Source organism: Streptomyces sp. NPDC048825, from assembly GCF_043198355.1.
In the GTDB taxonomy this organism is placed as follows: domain Bacteria; phylum Actinomycetota; class Actinomycetes; order Streptomycetales; family Streptomycetaceae; genus Streptomyces; species Streptomyces xiangluensis.
The window spans coordinates 946,872-961,784 of record NZ_JBICUR010000001.1 but is presented as its reverse complement, the minus strand read 5'-3'; the positions used below and the strand labels follow the sequence as shown (position 1 = coordinate 961,784).

18 protein-coding genes are annotated in these 14,913 nt (G+C 70.0%); 11 read left to right on the top strand and 7 right to left on the bottom strand.

What is annotated here, in order from left to right:
- Positions 1-113 precede the first annotated feature (113 nt).
- Positions 114-467, top strand: a complete 354-nt coding sequence (locus tag ACGFNK_RS04430) for a YrdB family protein (RefSeq protein ID WP_393411837.1) — start codon at positions 114-116, stop codon at positions 465-467.
- 102 nt (positions 468-569) lie between these two features.
- Here ACGFNK_RS04430 and ACGFNK_RS04425 read toward each other — a convergent pair whose 3' ends face one another.
- From ACGFNK_RS04425 to ACGFNK_RS04415, 3 genes are all read right to left on the bottom strand, one after another.
- A complete protein-coding gene (locus ACGFNK_RS04425) occupies positions 570-1,037 on the bottom strand; it encodes a DUF3592 domain-containing protein (RefSeq protein WP_393411836.1) in 468 nt (155 codons plus the stop codon).
- 99 nt (positions 1,038-1,136) lie between these two features.
- A complete protein-coding gene (locus tag ACGFNK_RS04420) occupies positions 1,137-2,150 on the bottom strand; it encodes an SEC-C domain-containing protein (protein ID WP_393411834.1) in 1,014 nt (337 codons plus the stop codon).
- Positions 2,151-2,208: 58 nt separating this feature from the next.
- Entirely contained in the window at positions 2,209-2,652 is a 444-nt protein-coding gene (locus tag ACGFNK_RS04415) for a DUF3592 domain-containing protein (RefSeq protein ID WP_393411832.1), read from the bottom strand.
- A gap of 112 nt (positions 2,653-2,764) precedes the next feature.
- Between ACGFNK_RS04415 and ACGFNK_RS04410 the strand changes: the two genes are divergently transcribed.
- The 4 genes from ACGFNK_RS04410 (at position 2,765) to ACGFNK_RS04395 (ending at position 5,897) form a co-directional block, all read left to right on the top strand.
- On the top strand, positions 2,765-3,589 hold the full coding sequence (locus tag ACGFNK_RS04410; protein WP_393411830.1) for a class E sortase: 825 nt from the start codon (positions 2,765-2,767) through the stop codon (positions 3,587-3,589).
- A gap of 66 nt (positions 3,590-3,655) precedes the next feature.
- A complete protein-coding gene (locus ACGFNK_RS04405; RefSeq protein ID WP_393411828.1) occupies positions 3,656-3,967 on the top strand; it encodes a DUF6412 domain-containing protein in 312 nt (103 codons plus the stop codon).
- Positions 3,968-4,126: 159 nt separating this feature from the next.
- Positions 4,127-4,894, top strand: coding sequence for a YidC/Oxa1 family membrane protein insertase (locus ACGFNK_RS04400; protein ID WP_393411826.1), 768 nt, complete (start codon positions 4,127-4,129; stop codon positions 4,892-4,894).
- Between the two features lie 145 nt (positions 4,895-5,039).
- Positions 5,040-5,897, top strand: a complete 858-nt coding sequence (locus ACGFNK_RS04395) for a fumarylacetoacetate hydrolase family protein (protein ID WP_386352385.1) — start codon at positions 5,040-5,042, stop codon at positions 5,895-5,897.
- A 144-nt stretch (positions 5,898-6,041) separates the two neighbouring features.
- On the opposite strand, the gene ACGFNK_RS04390 is transcribed toward ACGFNK_RS04395, so the two are convergent.
- Positions 6,042-6,524 (bottom strand): heme-degrading domain-containing protein, encoded by a 483-nt coding sequence (locus tag ACGFNK_RS04390; RefSeq protein WP_393411824.1) that lies wholly within the window; start codon positions 6,522-6,524, stop codon positions 6,042-6,044.
- Entirely contained in the window at positions 6,521-7,606 is a 1,086-nt protein-coding gene (locus ACGFNK_RS04385) for a Gfo/Idh/MocA family oxidoreductase (protein WP_393411822.1), read from the bottom strand. Before ACGFNK_RS04385 ends, ACGFNK_RS04390 begins: the two co-directional genes overlap by 4 nt.
- A gap of 68 nt (positions 7,607-7,674) precedes the next feature.
- On the opposite strand from ACGFNK_RS04385, the gene ACGFNK_RS04380 reads away from it, so the two are divergent.
- Positions 7,675-8,778 (top strand): ROK family protein, encoded by a 1,104-nt coding sequence (locus tag ACGFNK_RS04380; protein ID WP_393411820.1) that lies wholly within the window; start codon positions 7,675-7,677, stop codon positions 8,776-8,778.
- 92 nt (positions 8,779-8,870) lie between these two features.
- Here ACGFNK_RS04380 and ACGFNK_RS04375 read toward each other — a convergent pair whose 3' ends face one another.
- Positions 8,871-9,266, bottom strand: a complete 396-nt coding sequence (locus ACGFNK_RS04375) for a hypothetical protein (protein ID WP_393411818.1) — start codon at positions 9,264-9,266, stop codon at positions 8,871-8,873.
- Positions 9,267-9,476: 210 nt separating this feature from the next.
- Positions 9,477-10,016, bottom strand: coding sequence for a hypothetical protein (locus ACGFNK_RS04370; RefSeq protein ID WP_393411816.1), 540 nt, complete (start codon positions 10,014-10,016; stop codon positions 9,477-9,479).
- Positions 10,017-10,424: 408 nt separating this feature from the next.
- Between ACGFNK_RS04370 and ACGFNK_RS04365 the strand changes: the two genes are divergently transcribed.
- From ACGFNK_RS04365 to ACGFNK_RS04345, 5 genes are all read left to right on the top strand, one after another.
- The gene (locus ACGFNK_RS04365; protein WP_393411814.1) at positions 10,425-11,141 is read left to right on the top strand and encodes a hypothetical protein; all 717 of its coding nucleotides are present in this window, start codon (positions 10,425-10,427) and stop codon (positions 11,139-11,141) included.
- A gap of 229 nt (positions 11,142-11,370) precedes the next feature.
- Complete coding sequence (locus tag ACGFNK_RS04360; RefSeq protein ID WP_165344314.1) at positions 11,371-12,150, top strand: HAD-IIA family hydrolase; 780 nt, start codon at positions 11,371-11,373, stop codon at positions 12,148-12,150.
- Positions 12,151-12,264: 114 nt separating this feature from the next.
- Positions 12,265-12,846: a hypothetical protein gene (locus ACGFNK_RS04355; protein ID WP_393411812.1), complete on the top strand. Its 582-nt coding sequence runs from the start codon at positions 12,265-12,267 to the stop codon at positions 12,844-12,846.
- Positions 12,847-12,855: 9 nt separating this feature from the next.
- Entirely contained in the window at positions 12,856-13,536 is a 681-nt protein-coding gene (locus tag ACGFNK_RS04350) for a class F sortase (RefSeq protein ID WP_393411810.1), read from the top strand.
- Between the two features lie 319 nt (positions 13,537-13,855).
- Positions 13,856-14,869: a glycoside hydrolase family 6 protein gene (locus ACGFNK_RS04345; protein WP_393411808.1), complete on the top strand. Its 1,014-nt coding sequence runs from the start codon at positions 13,856-13,858 to the stop codon at positions 14,867-14,869.
- Positions 14,870-14,913 lie beyond the last annotated feature (44 nt).

Below are 14,913 nucleotides of genomic sequence, written 5' to 3'. Positions count from 1 at the left end.
ACCACATTCGTGAGTCACGTGCGTCACTCGCGGGCAGGCAGACGAGGCGTGGGAGCGGAACCAAGACTGGGGTGTCGCATCTCGAGCGTGACTGGCCAAGGAGGCCAACCTCTATGACGATCCCCACCCCGCTCGCCTGGACCGCCGAAGCGCTCGCCTTCGCTCTCGAAGTCGCCGCGCTCGTGGCCCTGGCTTGGTGGGGGTTCACTCAGCCCGTCTCCCGGCTGGCGTCCGTAGCCCTGGGCCTTGGTGCTCCGCTGCTTGCCGCTGTGGTGTGGGGGGCGTTCGCCGCGCCCGGAGCTTCATTCAGCCTGCCCCTGGTTGGCGTGCTTGCTGTTAAGGCGCTGGTGTTCGGTGCCGCTGTGGTGGCCCTGGCGGCGATCGGGCATCGCGGCCTTGCGCTGTGGTTCGGGGGCGTCGTGGTTCTCGACACGTGGGTGGTCACGGTGCTGCGTGCTGCTGAGTGAGTCGTCGGCAGTGGCAGCAACCTTCACTCAGCGTCGTCTCCGCCGTCTCGGCACGGCGTTGTCCTGACCCAGCATCATCAGGCGACAGGCGTCGCTGAGCCCTCAGACGAGGTCCGAGAAGGCCACCGCTGCCACCACCGCTCCGAACAGGAGGAAGAAAATGGCCCAGATCAAGTGGGCCGTTGCGGAGTAGGAGATGGTTCCCGGGGCTCCGCTGTCCGTTCGGATCACCACGATGCGGCGTGGGTCTCTCGGGTCGTAGCGGAGGGTGACCGGGACGCCGCGTTGGAGGGGGTGCTGCTCGGCGTTGAGCGGGGTGCGGCGGTAGGTCTGTTCGGCGGGGGCGTTCGGGTGGTCGATGGGTGGGGCCTTGTAGCGGACCTGGGGCGGGTGGACGGTGTCGCCCTCGCGGCGCTCTCCACGTACCACCTCGCCCGATGTGCGGACGCCCCGGACGCCGAGGCGGGCCAGGGCCCGGCGTTCTCGGAGAGCGATACGCAGGACGAAGACGCCGAAGCCCAGCAGGAGTGCGGCCAAGAGGAACTCGAAGGTGAGCCAAGGTTGATCCACGTCGAGCTCCCCCTGTCAGCCGCGTCCCCGCGGCGCCCTTGCCCGTCGTGCGCCCCTGTGGCACTGCTCCTGCCCGTCGGCGCCCCCGTGGCGCTCCCGTCAGGCGCCGACCCCGTGGCACCCCTCATAAACCCGCCCCGACCCACACCAACAAGCCCCACCCCGCTCCGGCGGCCAAGCCACAGCCCGCCCCCGAGCCGCCAGCGTCGTCGCATACTGCGGCAGCAGCGACGCGTCCGCAGGCGACGCCAGCTCCGATGCCGCGAAAGCCTCGTACGACGGCACCGTCCCCGGCACTATCCCCAAGTTCCCAGTCCCCGAAGCCGCCAGCTCCCTCAGCGACGTCTCTATCGTCGCCAGGTGCTCCTCATGCGACGGGTACTCCGGCTCCAACGACGGGTACGCGGCGACCAGTTCGGCCAGTTCGTCCGCCGGCCAGTGCAGTATCGCCACGGGGAACGGGCGGGAGAGGGCCTCCCTCGCGGTCGTCAGTTCCGACTGGAGGCGGGCGATCTCTGCCTGGAGTTCTGCCGGGTTGTCGGAGCCCAGGGACCACACCCGCTTCGGGTCGTGGAGTTCGTCCAAGGACACCGGGGCCTTGTGGAGGGTGTCCGCGCGGGTGTCCCAGGCGTCGTGGGGCATGCCCAGCATGCGGCGGACTCGGTGGCGGCCGAAGAGGAGGGGGTGGGTGGCGTACGGGGGGTCCGTTACGTCGGTCAGCAACAGCGTCGCGCCCTCCGTGAACGTCTCCTGCGCCGCCTCCAGCTCGTCGTGCGCCTCCAGCGACTCCGCCACGATCACCCAGGGGGCCGGGTCGCGGGGGGAAGCGGCTCGTACTCCGTCGATGATTGCTCTCGCTTCCGCCTCGTGGCCGTACTCCCAGAGGTTGGCCGCCTTGAGGGCCCGTACGAGATGGGGGTTCTCCAGCGAGGTCGACGACAGCAGGCGGTCGTAGAGGGTCGTGGCCCGGGGGCGTTCGTCGGCCAGTTCCAGGTGGGCCGCGGCCTGCAGCAGCAGGTGCTCTGCGTCCTCGGGGTAGAGGCCGGCGGTCCGCTCAAGGCGTGCTGCTTCGGCGTTGTGGTCGACGTACTCGGCAGGCGTGTCGGGGCGCATGGGGGACACGGTACTGCCGTCGCCGTACGAACAAGAGAGATGTGCATGCCAGGGCCGTTCAGCAGTAGCGGTCGCAGGAAGAGGGCAACAGCGTCGCGATGCGGACCAGCACCGCGGTCAGCGCGCCGACCCACAGCACCACCCCCAGCCATACGCCGAACATCGCCGCTTTGTAGCGGTGCGGCGAGTCCAGAACCACCGTGTCGGGGGCACCCGGCATGACGAGGAGGCGCACGCGGAGGCCCTCGCGGATGCGTTGGGCGCTGACCGTGTCGGGGACGGCGCGTTCGTACTCGACGCCGTCGTCGTCCGTCCAGCGGACGACGGGGTGCACGGCGGCGTACGTCGCCTCGCGGGAGGTCACGTGGCCGGTGACCGTGCCTTCGACGCGGCGCGCGGCGCGGCGCAGGAAGCGTTCGGTGACCGCCAGCATGCCCTGCTGCCCGCTCAGGGCGAGCCCGCCGAGGAACGGGATCAGGGCCAGGAGCCAGTACGCACTCATGAGCAGCGAGCCTAAGCTCTCATCGCGCTTATGGGGATGGTGAGTTGAGGCCGCAGCCCTTATCGTGCGCCCGCAGTGAAAGGGCAGGTCGCGTGGGGCAGGAGGCGTACGCATGCGGGTTCCCGTCACCAGTCGGCGGAGTCTGCGGCGGCGTGCCCTGGCGGCGCGCGTCCTCTGGAACGGTGCCGAGCTTCTCGTCACCCTCGGTGTCGTCCTCATGCTCCTCGTCGTCCATCAGCTGTGGTGGACCAATCGGCAGGCCCGGGAGGGTGCCGAGAGGAAGGTCCAGGCCCTGGAGAGGGAGTGGGAGGGCGGCAGTCATTCCGGGGTCGGTGGCGGTGATCCTCCCGAGGCGGGCGGCGACTCCAGCGGTCCTGGCAGTTCCAGCGGCTCAAGCGGTGCCGGCGAGTCCTCCCGCTCCGGCCGGCGACCCGGCTCCCCAGCCAATCCCACCACCCCCGTTCAGCAACCCCGCTGGGATCAGGCGTACGCCATCCTCACCATCCCCCGCCTCGGGCTCCGCGTCCCCGTCGCGGAAGGCATCAGCAAGCCGAAGGTCCTCAACAAGGGGTACGTCGGCCACTACCCGGACACCGCCCAGCCCGGCCAGGCCGGCAACTTCGCGGTCGCGGGGCACCGGAACACGCACGGGGAGCCCTTCCGGTACATCAACCGGCTGCGGGAAGGGGACCGGATCGAGGTCGAGACCCGTACGGCCGGTTATACGTACGTCGTCGACCGGACCCTGCCGCAGACCGCCCCGCGCGACGGCGGGGTGATCCGCGAGGTCCCGCGCAGCCTCGTCCACCCGCGGTACGGCTACTCCGACCCCGGCTACTACCTCACCCTCACCACCTGCACCCCGGAGTACACCTCCAAGTACCGCCTCGTCGTCTGGGGGAAGCTCGCCTCCATGCGGCCTCGTCAACCCGATTAACCCGATGCGGCGGCCCAGTTAGGATGAGGCAGCACGCGTAACGACGTGAGGAAGGGAGGACAGCTGATGGGTACGCCCGTCGCCGCCAGGCTGCGGCCCCTCGCCTTCCTCTTCCTCCTCCTAGTCGAGGTGGCGCTCCTCGACTCCGGCAGCCTCGTCGGCGCCGTCGCGTTCGCCGCGACCGCCGCGGCCGGATCCGCGCTCGCCGTCTGTTCCGTCATCGCCTCGCGGCTCGCGCCCGCCGTGCCCCGTACGCGGGTGCGTACGGCCATCCGCGACCGTGAGCGGCGTACGGCGTTCCTGCCGCAACGCGATCCCGACGCCTCCGGGCGTACGCGTCCTCGAGCACCCGGCCGTCTCCTCCTGACGGCCGCGTAGGGGACATCGGAAACAGAAACAGCACGCAGCAGCCCTCCCCTCGGGCCGTCATACCGACGTAGATCCCAGGTCCCTGATCCAGGTCCCAGATCCAGGTCCCGGATCCAGATCTCAGATCTCTCATCTCCCGGTACGACGAGACCCCCGGAGGGCTCACCCATGTCCGCCTTCATGTCCCTTTTCGCCAGCCTCGTCGAAGGGCTGGCCGATCTCCTCGAGCCGTTGTTCCAGGCGTCCGCGGCGGCTGCGGCGATCGTTGTGTTCACCGCGTTCGTACGACTCCTCGTGCACCCCTTGTCGCGGGCCGCGGCGCGGGGGCAGCGGGAACGTGCCAGGCTGCAGCCGCAGATCGCCGCGCTGCGGAAGAAGCATGGGAAGAACCCTGAGAAGCTCCAGAAGGCCGTCATGGAGCTGCATGCGAAGGAGAAGGTCTCGCCGCTGTCCGGCTGTCTGCCGAGTCTGTTTCAGTTGCCGGCCTTCTTCCTGCTCTACCACCTGTTCTCGAACTCCACGATCGGCGGCGAGGCGAACGCCCTGCTCGCGCACAAGCTGTTCGCTGCGCCGCTCGGCGGGCGGTGGATGGACGCGCTCGGCGAGGGCGGAGTGTTCGGGGCGCAGGGGCTGGTCTATCTCGGGCTGTTCGTGGTCGTCGCCGGGGTCGCCACCTTCAACTACCGGCGTACGAAGCGGCAGATGGCCACCAGCGGGGTGGCGGCTTCGGGGAGTGGTGAGCAGCAGGTGCCGGGGATGGGGGCGGTCCTGAAGTTCATGCCGCTGATGTCGTTCATGACGCTGTTCACGGTCGCCGTCGTGCCGCTGGCCGCCGCGTTGTACGTGGTGACCAGTACGACGTGGAGTGCCGTCGAGCGGGCTGTGCTGTACCGGGACATGCCGGGGGCCTCGCCGTTGGCGGCTGCCGCCGGGTGAAAGTCCAGGTGGTGAACCGGGTCTTGCGGAGTGGACGTACAGCTTGGAGGATCGACCAGTCCTCCGATGGCTGTGCCGCGTGCCCTGTGTCTTGGCCTGGGCCCTGCCCGTCGGTGGGGACCCGCGATCGAGGGAGACAGGGATCATGAAGCTGCTGCGAGTCGGTACGGCTGGAGCGGAGCGGCCCGCGCTGCTCGACGCCGAGGGGGTCCTGCGGGATCTGTCGGGCGTCGTCTCGGACATCGACGGGGCGCTGCTCGCCGACGATGCGGCGCTGGGCCGGATCCGGAGCGCGGCCGAGGCGGGGGAGTTGCCCGCGCTGGACGCGACGGGGCTGCGGGTCGGGCCGCCGCTCGCCCGGATCGGCAAGGTCGTCTGCATCGGCCTCAACTACCACGACCACGCCACCGAGACCGGTGCCGAGCCGCCCGCCGAGCCGGTCATCTTCTTCAAGGCGGCTGACACGGTCGTCGGGCCGTACGACACCGTGCTCGTGCCGCGCGGCTCCGAGAAGACCGACTGGGAGGTCGAGCTGGCCGTCGTCATCGGGCGTACGGCGCGCTATCTCGGCTCGCACGAGGAGGCGCTCGCGCATGTCGCCGGGTACGCGGTGGCGCACGACGTCTCCGAGCGCGCCTTCCAGATCGAGCGGGGCGGCACCTGGGACAAGGGCAAGAACTGCGAGACGTTCAACCCGCTCGGGCCGTGGCTCGTGACGGCGGACGAGGTGCCGGATCCGCAGCAGCTGTCGCTGAAGCTGTGGGTCAACGGCGAGCTGAAGCAGGACGGCAACACGGCCGACCAGATCTTTCCCGTGGCCGAAGTAGTGCGCTACGTAAGCCAGTTCATGACGCTTTACCCCGGGGACGTCATCAATACGGGTACGCCGGCGGGGGTGGCGATGGGGCAGCCGGAGCCCAAGCCGTTCCTGCGGGCGGGGGACGTGGTGGAGCTGGAGATCGGGGGGCTGGGGAGGCAGCGGCAGGAACTCAAGGACGCGTAGGCGTTCCACTGGGTTGGGCGGGGAACTTCCTGTGGTTTGTTGGGTGCGGGGCCGTTGTGGCTGGTCGCGCCCACGCGGCGGAGCCGCAAATTGATACAGCCCCGCGCCCCTTCGGGGCGCTCCCCTGATCCGGCGGTCAATCGGTTAGCCGGTGATGAAGCGTTCCAGCGCCTCCACCACCATCGCGTGATCCTCCAGTTGCGGCAGCCCCGAGACCACCACCGCGCCGATCACGCCCGCTCCCTCGACCGTGATCGGGAAGGCGCCGCCGTGGGCCGCGTACACGTCCGGATCGAGGCGGGAGGAGTCCTCGAACGTGGTGCCCTTGGCGCGGAAGCGGGTGCCGATGAGGAGGGAGGAGGCGGCATAGCGCTCGACGACTCGGCGTTTGCGGGCGATCCAGGCGTCGTTGTCGGGGGTGGAGCCGGGGAGGGCGGCGTGGAAGAGCTGTTGGCCGGAGCGGGTGATGTCGATCGCTACCGGGGCGCCCCGCTCCCGGGCGAGGTCGACGAGGAGCGTGCCGAGGGTCCAGGCGTCGTCGTATGTGAAGTGGGGGAGCGTCAACCGGCGTTCCTGGGCCTCGAGTTCGGCGACGCTGGGGGCGATGGTGGGGACGTTGGAGGTCACAGGGTCACCGCCACTCCGTCGCGGGCCGAGCGGCGCGCGGCTTCCAGTACGTCCAGGGCGGCGGCCGCTTCCAGGGCGGTGACCGGGTTTTGGCCGGTGCCTCGGAGGGTGGCGGCGATGGCGGCGTAGTAGGCGGGGTACGCGCCCGGCTGGGTCGGGACGGGGTGGCCGCCGCCGGTCAGGGGGGAGTCGCCGGAGCCGAGGCGGCCCCACAGGTTCTCGGCTTCAACTCCCCAGTTCTTGCCCGGGGTCGGGCGTTCGCCCTCGCGCAGGGCGTCTTCCTGGGGGTCCAGGCCGTACTTCACGTAGCCGGCCTTCGAGCCCAGCACCCGGAAACGCGGGCCGAGTTGGGCGGTGGTGGCGGAGACGTAGAGGTGGGAGCGGACGCCGCTCGTGTGCGTGAGCGCGATGAACGTGTCGTCGTCCGCCTCGGCGCCGGGGCGGCGTACGTCCGACTCCGCGTACACCGAGGCCGCGGGGCCGAAGAGGACCAGGGCCTGGTCGACGACGTGGCTGCCGAGGTCGTACAGCAGACCTCCGACCTCTGCCGGGTCGCCGGACTCGCGCCAGCCGCCCTTGAGTTGGGGGCGCCAGCGTTCGAAGCGGGACTCGAAGCGGTAGACGTCACCGAGTTCGCCGTCGGCGAGCAGCTGCTGGAGGGTCAGGAAGTCGTGGTCCCAGCGGCGGTTCTGGAAGACGGAGAGGAGCAGTCCGCGTTCGTCGGCCAACGCGGCCAGCTCGCGGGCCTGTGCCGCCGTGCCCGCGATCGGCTTGTCGACCACGACCGGGAGGCCCGCCTTGAGGGCGGCGGTGGCGAGCGGGACGTGGGTCTTGTTCGGGGACGCGATGACGATCAGGTCCAAATCGTCGGCGCGGGCCCAGAGTTCGTCGGGGGCCGTCGCGATCCGTACGTCTGGGAACTCGGTCCTCGCCTGCTGCTGCCGCTCCGGGTTCGCGGTGACGATCGTGTCGAGGGCGAGGCCCTCGGTGGCGGCGATCAGGGGGGCGTGGAAGACGGAGCCTGCGAGGCCGTAGCCGATGAGGCCTACGCGGGAGGGTGCGACAGAGGGTATGCCGGTCATGTTCTCCACCATGCCACCCACTTAAGCAACGCTGTTGCCAAAGGGCAAGCTAGGGGGACAATGGGTTCGTGAACAGGACCAACGGCGGAGGCGGCGCGAATCTGTACGCACTGCGCGGCTACAACGCCGCGCTGGTGCTCGATCTGCTGCGCAGCGCCGGGCGCGCGGGCATCAGCCGGCTTGAGCTCGCCGAGCGTACGGGACTGACTCCGCAGGCCGTCAGCAAGATCACCGCGCGGTTGCGGGACGACGGGCTGGTGGTGGAGGCGGGGCGGCAGGCCTCCACGGGGGGTAAGCCGCGGATCTCGCTCCGCCTCGTACCGGAGGCCGGGCACGCGGTGGGCCTGCATCTCGAACGGGATGAGCTGCGGGCGCTGATCGTCGATCTGACCGGGGCGGTCATTGGGCAGCGGCGGGCGCCGCTGGATCTGGGGGCGGGCGCGGAACCCGTGGTGGCGGTGGTTGCGGGGGAGGTCGAGCGGCTGGTCGGAGGGTTGGACGGGGAGCTGGGGGCGGTCCTGGGGGCCGGGGTTGCCATGCCTGGCCCGCTCGACCACACGCACGGGGTGCTGCATCGGGTGACCGGGTTTCCCGAGTGGGACGGGTTTCCGCTGCGCGATGCGCTGGCTCGGCGGCTGGGCATGCCGGTCGTACTGGACAAGGACACCAATGCCGCTGCGCTCGGGCTCGCCGTTGAAGGTGAGGTCGGGTCTTTCGCGTATCTGCACCTTGGTACGGGGCTGGGGGCCGGGCTTGTGCTGGGTGGGGCCGTGCACCGGGGGGCGCGCACCGGGGCGGGGGAGTTCGGGCATCAGGTGATCCAGCTGGACGGGCCGGTGTGTTCGTGCGGGGATCGTGGGTGCATCGAGGTGTTGTGCCTGGGGGCTGTGGCCCGGGGGGATGTGGGCGAGGCGGCTCGTGTGCTTGGCGCCGGCGCTGCGAATCTGGTGGGGCTGCTCGATATTGACCTTGTGCTGCTGGGCGGGCGGATTGTTGCTGCCGAGCCTGATCGGTTTGTGTGGGGGGTCGGGGCGGTGCTCGATGCTCGGGCTCAGCGGGAGGGGGCCAGTAGTCCTGTGCCGGTGCGGGTTGCCTCCGGCGGGGAGTGGGGGGTGGCTGAAGGGGCGGCTCAGTTGCTGCTGGCGCCGCTGTTCGGGCGGGCTGAAGCGTGAGCGCTCTACGAAGGCCGGGAAGGCCGGTTCGAAGCGTGAGCGCTCCGCTGGAAGGCCGCCGGGGCTCTCTCCGGCCGGAGGTACTGGCGGTGTCAGCCGGGCGTGATGCCGTAGTGCTCGCGCACCTCGCCGACATTCGGCGGGCCGTTGAACCCCACGTCGTTCGCGCCGACGATGATCGACCCGTCCTCGGTCACGTACTCCTGCGGGGTCGCCCAACGGTCCTCGAGGTCGGGCGATGCGGCGATGGCCTGCAGTACCGCGTCCATCACCGCGATGGCCTCGTCCTCGGTGGTCGCCTCGATCACCACGTCAGCGCGCTGCCAGCCGCCGCCGAACTGTTCGCTGCAGTCCCATTCTGCGGAGACCACGCCGGGGACCGACATCGCCGCCGCGGGGAACGCCTCCTCGCACTTGGCAGCACCGGACGAACACGCCGAGACGGACAACATCAGCGCTGCCGCTACGACGGCCGGCAACAACCGCATTCGCTCACGTCGTATCACTCAGTCAGTCCGTTCCGTAGTGTTCGTGCACCTCACGGATCGTCGGAACTGCCGAGAATCCGACGGCCCTCGCGCTGACGACGATCGACCCGTCCTCGTTGCGGTATTCCTGCGGCGTCGCCCAGCGCCGGTTGGTTCGCCGTTGGTCAATCAGGCAGGGCGGCGACCCCTGCCGGGGACGGTCCGGGGCCGTCAGTTCCTGGAGTCCGGCCGTGGCCGACCGTTGTGGCGCAGCCGGAGCCGACGCCGGGGGTGCGAGCGCAGCACCTGATGGAGGTTCCAGCCCCGCTCCGAGGCGACGCGCAGGACGTAACCGGCGCCGGCGCCCCGGAAGTAGTGTGCTCCGAGTTCCAGGTCGCGGTGGTACTCGCGACGATGCTGGGAGGTCTCCACTCGCCGGGTCTGCATCTCGATGCGCCGGTCCACGCGCGCCTGGTAGTAGGCCGTGTCGCCCTCCCACACCAGTGCTACGGGGGTCACGCACCAGAGCGGGACGAACGGCGCCCGGCCCAGCGTGGCGTCCAGCATCCGTGTCGCGCCGTTGTCGGCACGCGGCACCATGTAGACGATCAGCTCGGCCACCGGCGCTACGCAGTAGAGGCAGACCGCGAGGAAGACCCACACCACCCACCACAGCGGAAGGAACAGCAAGGTCAGGGGGAGGAGCAGCAGCCAGCGCACCGCAGCCGGACGGGCGGGAAGCGGCCCCCAGGCCGGGTCGTCGTCATGCACGGACGGTGTCTTCCCCTCGGGTTCGCCATCGCTCGATGGTGCGCCGGTGAGTGTACGCCGGGGGCTGACCCGCACGGAGGGCGGGCCGTTCCGGCCCCCGGCATCAGTGGCTCAAGCCCTGCATGACGAAGTCCCCGGCAATAGCTCCCCTGCTGCGCCGACCTGCTGAACTCGCCCCCCCGAACGGGGCCCATCGGGAGCCTCCCGACTGCCTGACCCCGCGGCCCCTGGCAGGCTCCCATGTCCATGCGACTGTGTACGTATTTTTCCGTTTTTCCTCTGGCCCTCTCCCTGACCGCCGCCCTTGCCTCCTCGCCCGCGCAAGCCCTCGCCCCTGCGCCCAACTGCTCAGCTGAGTCCGGAAGTCGGGCGTTTCCTGTTCGTACCCGGATCCACGGCGGGCCCTCCGTGTATGAGGCCGGAGGGGATCATCAGACCTGGTATCTCGATCTCACCAACACCACCGGCGAGACCTGCCGGAGCATCCATCCCGTCGTCGTGCTCGCGGATCAGCAGCGGGTGCTGGCGGGCGGGCAGGTGCGGCTCGAGTTCTACGAGGCGGAGGGCGCCGGGGCGCGGCCGTATCCCGTCCGCTTCGAGCGGAGTGGGGAGGACGAGAGCATCGGGGTGTTCGACGACGGCGACGGGGGGTTTCCGGGGTTCAGCGTGGGGGCGGGGAAGACGCTGTCCGTCAGGGTTCGCTTTGCTGTCGCCGAGGACGCCGTGCCCAATGATGTCGTCGCCAACGCGGCCGTTGTGCAGCGGCATGACGATGGCGACGACGGGGACTGGGTGGGGCAGTCGAACAACTACCGGTTTCGCATCGTCGAGGAGGGCACGCCTCAAGTGCCCGAAGATCCAAGTCAGTTGCCTCAAGATCCTCCTGACCCTCAAGATCCTCCTGACCCTCAAGACCCTCATGACCCTCGGGACTCTCAAGATCCTCAAGAGTCTCCAGACGGGGCCACCCCCGAACCCGTACCCGAGAAGGGGCTGCCGTTCCCCGACGAGCTGGCCGGGACCGGACCCGCCTCGAGGCGCGGGCTGCTCGGAACGGCGGCCGGAGGGCTGCTGCTCATCGGTACCGGAGTCGGGGTCGTGCTCATGGCCCGACGCCGACGCTGAGCCCGTACGCCGATCCCTGACCCCGAACCAACCCTCATACGCCGATCCCTGACCCCGAACCAACCCCCGTACGCCGAACCCCGACCCCGACCCCGACCCCGAACCAAACCCGATCGCCGTCCTGCCCCCTCCTGCCCGCCCCCTTCCCACAGGGCGGACGCCCCTCCACCATGATCCGGCCGCTGGCTACCCTGGGACGCTGGTACACGCGTACGTCAGGAGACGGCACATGGCAGAGCGCAAGCCCATCGAGTCGTGGCTCACCGACATGGACGGTGTACTCATCCACGAGGGCGTGCCGATCCCCGGCGCCGACGCCTTCATCAAGAAGCTCCGGGAGTCCGGGCGGCCCTTCCTGGTGCTCACCAACAACTCCATCTACACCGCCCGTGACCTGCACGCCCGCCTCCAGCGCATGGGCTTGGACGTACCCGTCGAGAACATCTGGACCTCCGCCCTGGCCACCGCCCAGTTCCTGGACGACCAGCGGCCCGGCGGCACCGCGTACGTGATAGGTGAGGCGGGCATGACCACCGCGCTGCACGACATCGGGTACGTCCTCACCGACCACGAGCCCGACTACGTGGTCCTCGGCGAGACCCGTACGTATTCCTTCGAGGCCATGACCAAGGCGGTCCGGCTGATCAACGGCGGGGCCCGTTTCATCTGCACCAACCCCGACGAGACCGGGCCGTCCGCCGAGGGCCCGCTGCCCGCCACCGGCGCCGTGGCGGCGCTGATCACCAAGGCGACCGGAAAGAAGCCGTACTTCGCGGGCAAGCCGAACCCGTTGATGATGCGTACGGGGCTCAATGCCATCGGCGCGCACTCCGAGACCAGCGCGATGATCGGCGACCGGATGGACACGGACGTACTCGCCGGGCTCGAGGCGGGGATGATGACCTTCCTGGTGCTGACCGGGCTGACCTCACCCGAGGACGTCGAGCGGTACCCGTACCGGCCGTCCAAGGTCGTCGACTCGATCGCGGACCTCGTCGACCGGGTGTGAGCCCCACGGCTCCTCTTATCCGCTCTTATCCGTACCCGAACGGACCAGCCGAGGCCCTCCCCACGTGCATTCACGCGCCCGGGAGAGGAGTCTCCATGTATCTGGAGGTTCACGATGGGCTCACTGCGACTGACTCTCTGTGCCGGTGCCATGGTCACCGCCGCGCTCACCCCTGTGTCCGTCCCCATCCCCGCCTCCGCCCTCGCCATGGACACGGGCGTCTCCGTCACCCCGTCGACCGCGACGCCGGGCAGCGACATCCAGGTACGGGCGCGGGGCTGCACGTCGGAGACGTCGGGCACCGCCGCCGCGTCCCGGGCGTTCGTCGCGGACGCCCTGCTGGCCGGGCGAACCGGCGAACTCGTCGGCGAGACACGGATCCGCTCGACGCTCACCCCGGGCACGTACGCCATCAAGGTCACCTGCGGCGGCCTCGGCGACAAAGCCGAGAAGGCCGGCGAGACCGGCGAGACCACGGGCACCCTCACCGTCGTAGAGAAGCCCGATGCGCCCTCCGCGCACCAGTCCCCCACCGCCCCCGTGAGCGCCGGCGGTGGTGGGACCGCGCGGCTGTCCGCCGTTCAGGAGCGGGCCGAGGGGCCCGGCACCCCGCACACCGTGATCGGTCTGGTCCTGGCGGGCGCCGCCGCGGTGGCCGTTGCGGTGCGCAGTGTGCGCCGGGGACGCGGCAGGTGAGGGCCCGCCATGTCCGACCGGGAACGTACCTCCGGAGCCGGCCGCCTGACGATGGGCGTCGTCTGGGTGGTGCTGCTGCTCGGGCTGTGGCTGTGGGGCCGCGAAGTGACCGACGTACGCCTTGGGACGTCCGCGCCGACCACGGGTGACGTGGCGGCGGTGGGACGGCCGCTCCGTGTCCAACTGCCGCCCGCTGTCGAGCCGTTGGAAGGCAGTGCACGGCCGGAGAGGCTGGTCGTCCCCTCGCTCGGGGTGCGGGCGCCCGTGATGGCCCGCGGGCTCGATGCGCGCGGGGCGATCGAAGCACCGCCGTATGCCCGGGCGGGTGCCGTGGGATGGTACGGGGCCGGTGTGCGCCCCGGCGCCGAGGGAGCCGCGCTGCTGGCGGGGCATGTCGACACCGAGTCCAGGCCCGCGGTCTTCCGCCGCCTCAGCGAGCTGCGGCCGGGCGACAAGGTCCGGGTGCTCCGCGACGACGGCTCGGTCGCCGAGTTCACCGTGGATGACGTACAGGTCCTCGCGCGCGACCGCTTCGATGCCCAACAGGCTTACGGGGTACGGAAGTCGGGGCGCGCCGAGCTGCGGCTGATCACCTGCGGCGGCAGCTTCGACCCGGACAGCCGTACCTACACGGCGAACGTGGTGGTGTCGGCGTACCTCACCAGGTACCTCACCGAAGAACACACCTAGCCCGGCCGACGGCCGCTCCCCCTGAGCCGCCGGCCGGACTGGTCCTCGACCACGCGCGCACGGGCTGCGGGAGTAACCCGGCGTCGGCGCGGGAGGCCTCGGAGCATTGATGAGTCGATGTCGAAGTCCGGAAGGAGTCTAGGGAGTCTAGAACGAATGAGCGTTTAGGCCCAGAGAAGTTACGGCGCCTTTGCGGGCCGGTGGAAGCCGATCGGAGCCGCTGTAACAGGTGTCCGACAAGGGTCGGGCGCCCTCGGTGCCGCACAGACACGTATGTCAGGATTGGTACTTCGAACAGTGCACCCATGGGGGGAGTTGGATGTACGAGCGCAGGGGGGCCGGAGCCAGAGCGTCCGTGGCGGTGGCCGGAGCGGTGCTGCTGCTCGCGGGGTGTTTCTCCTCCGGGGACGATGGCAACGAGGCGAACGAGCCGGCCGGCGAGGTCAGCCAGCAGCCCAAGGGCGACGACCCGTTCTGGGTCAACCCTGACGGGAACGCGGCCGAACAGGTGAGCACGTTCACGGAGGAGGGGAAGAAGAAGGAAGCCGAGCTGATCCGGAAGATCGCCGCGCAGCCGACCGGCCAGTGGGTCACTCCGGAGAGCGCGGAGGACGAGGCGCGTGGCTTCACCGAGGCGGCCGAGAAGGCCGACCGGGACGCGCTGCTCGTCGTATACAACATTCCGCACCGCGACTGCGGCCAGTTCTCGCAGGGTGGCGCCGCGGACGGCAATGCCTACCGTGAGTTCATCGACCAGGTCGCCAGCGGCATCGGCGACCGGAACGCCACGGTGATCCTGGAGCCGGACGCGCTGCTGCACGTGGTGGACGGCTGCACGGCGGAGGAGTTCCACCAGGAGCGCCTCGACCTGCTCAAGGGCGCCGTCGAGAAGCTCTCGTCCCTGGAGAACACGAAGGTCTACCTGGACGCGGGCAACGCGGGCAGCAACCCGAGCGATCTCTACGATCCGCTCAAGCGGGCGGGCATCGACCAGGCCGACGGCTTCTCGGTGAACGTGTCGAACTTCTACACCACCGAGGACAGCACGCAGTACGGCAAGGAACTGTCGGCGAAGATAGGCAACAAGCCCTTCGTGATCGACACCAGCCGCAACGGCAACGGCCCGTACACCGAAGGCGAGGACCCCTGGTGCAACCCGCCGGGCCGCGCGCTCGGTGAGGAGCCCACGACGAAGACCGGCGACGACCTCGTCGACGCCTACCTGTGGGTCAAGCGCCCCGGCGAGTCCGACGGCACCTGCAGGGGGGGCCCGAAGGCGGGCGAGTGGTGGCCGGAGTACGCGCTGAACCTGGCGAAGGCCAGCCGGCAGTAGCAGCAGGCAGTACGTGACTGGGGGCGCCCTCCTTGGCGGAGGGC

What these genes read in the sequence shown, in the direction of transcription:
- ACGFNK_RS04395 (WP_386352385.1), top strand. Translation starts at nt 5,040, where the DNA reads ATGAAGCTGCTGCGAGTCGGTACGGCTGGAGCGGAGCGGCCCGCGCTG.
- ACGFNK_RS04420 (WP_393411834.1), bottom strand. Translation starts at nt 2,150, where the DNA reads ATGCGCCCCGACACGCCTGCCGAGTACGTCGACCACAACGCCGAAGCA.
- ACGFNK_RS04385 (WP_393411822.1), bottom strand. Translation starts at nt 7,606, where the DNA reads ATGACCGGCATACCCTCTGTCGCACCCTCCCGCGTAGGCCTCATCGGC.
- ACGFNK_RS04355 (WP_393411812.1), top strand. Translation starts at nt 12,265, where the DNA reads ATGGGCTCACTGCGACTGACTCTCTGTGCCGGTGCCATGGTCACCGCC.
- ACGFNK_RS04375 (WP_393411818.1), bottom strand. Translation starts at nt 9,266, where the DNA reads ATGCGGTTGTTGCCGGCCGTCGTAGCGGCAGCGCTGATGTTGTCCGTC.
- ACGFNK_RS04415 (WP_393411832.1), bottom strand. Translation starts at nt 2,652, where the DNA reads ATGAGTGCGTACTGGCTCCTGGCCCTGATCCCGTTCCTCGGCGGGCTC.
- ACGFNK_RS04405 (WP_393411828.1), top strand. Translation starts at nt 3,656, where the DNA reads ATGGGTACGCCCGTCGCCGCCAGGCTGCGGCCCCTCGCCTTCCTCTTC.
- ACGFNK_RS04410 (WP_393411830.1), top strand. Translation starts at nt 2,765, where the DNA reads ATGCGGGTTCCCGTCACCAGTCGGCGGAGTCTGCGGCGGCGTGCCCTG.
- ACGFNK_RS04400 (WP_393411826.1), top strand. Translation starts at nt 4,127, where the DNA reads ATGTCCGCCTTCATGTCCCTTTTCGCCAGCCTCGTCGAAGGGCTGGCC.
- ACGFNK_RS04350 (WP_393411810.1), top strand. Translation starts at nt 12,856, where the DNA reads ATGTCCGACCGGGAACGTACCTCCGGAGCCGGCCGCCTGACGATGGGC.
- ACGFNK_RS04345 (WP_393411808.1), top strand. Translation starts at nt 13,856, where the DNA reads ATGTACGAGCGCAGGGGGGCCGGAGCCAGAGCGTCCGTGGCGGTGGCC.
- ACGFNK_RS04360 (WP_165344314.1), top strand. Translation starts at nt 11,371, where the DNA reads ATGGCAGAGCGCAAGCCCATCGAGTCGTGGCTCACCGACATGGACGGT.
- ACGFNK_RS04430 (WP_393411837.1), top strand. Translation starts at nt 114, where the DNA reads ATGACGATCCCCACCCCGCTCGCCTGGACCGCCGAAGCGCTCGCCTTC.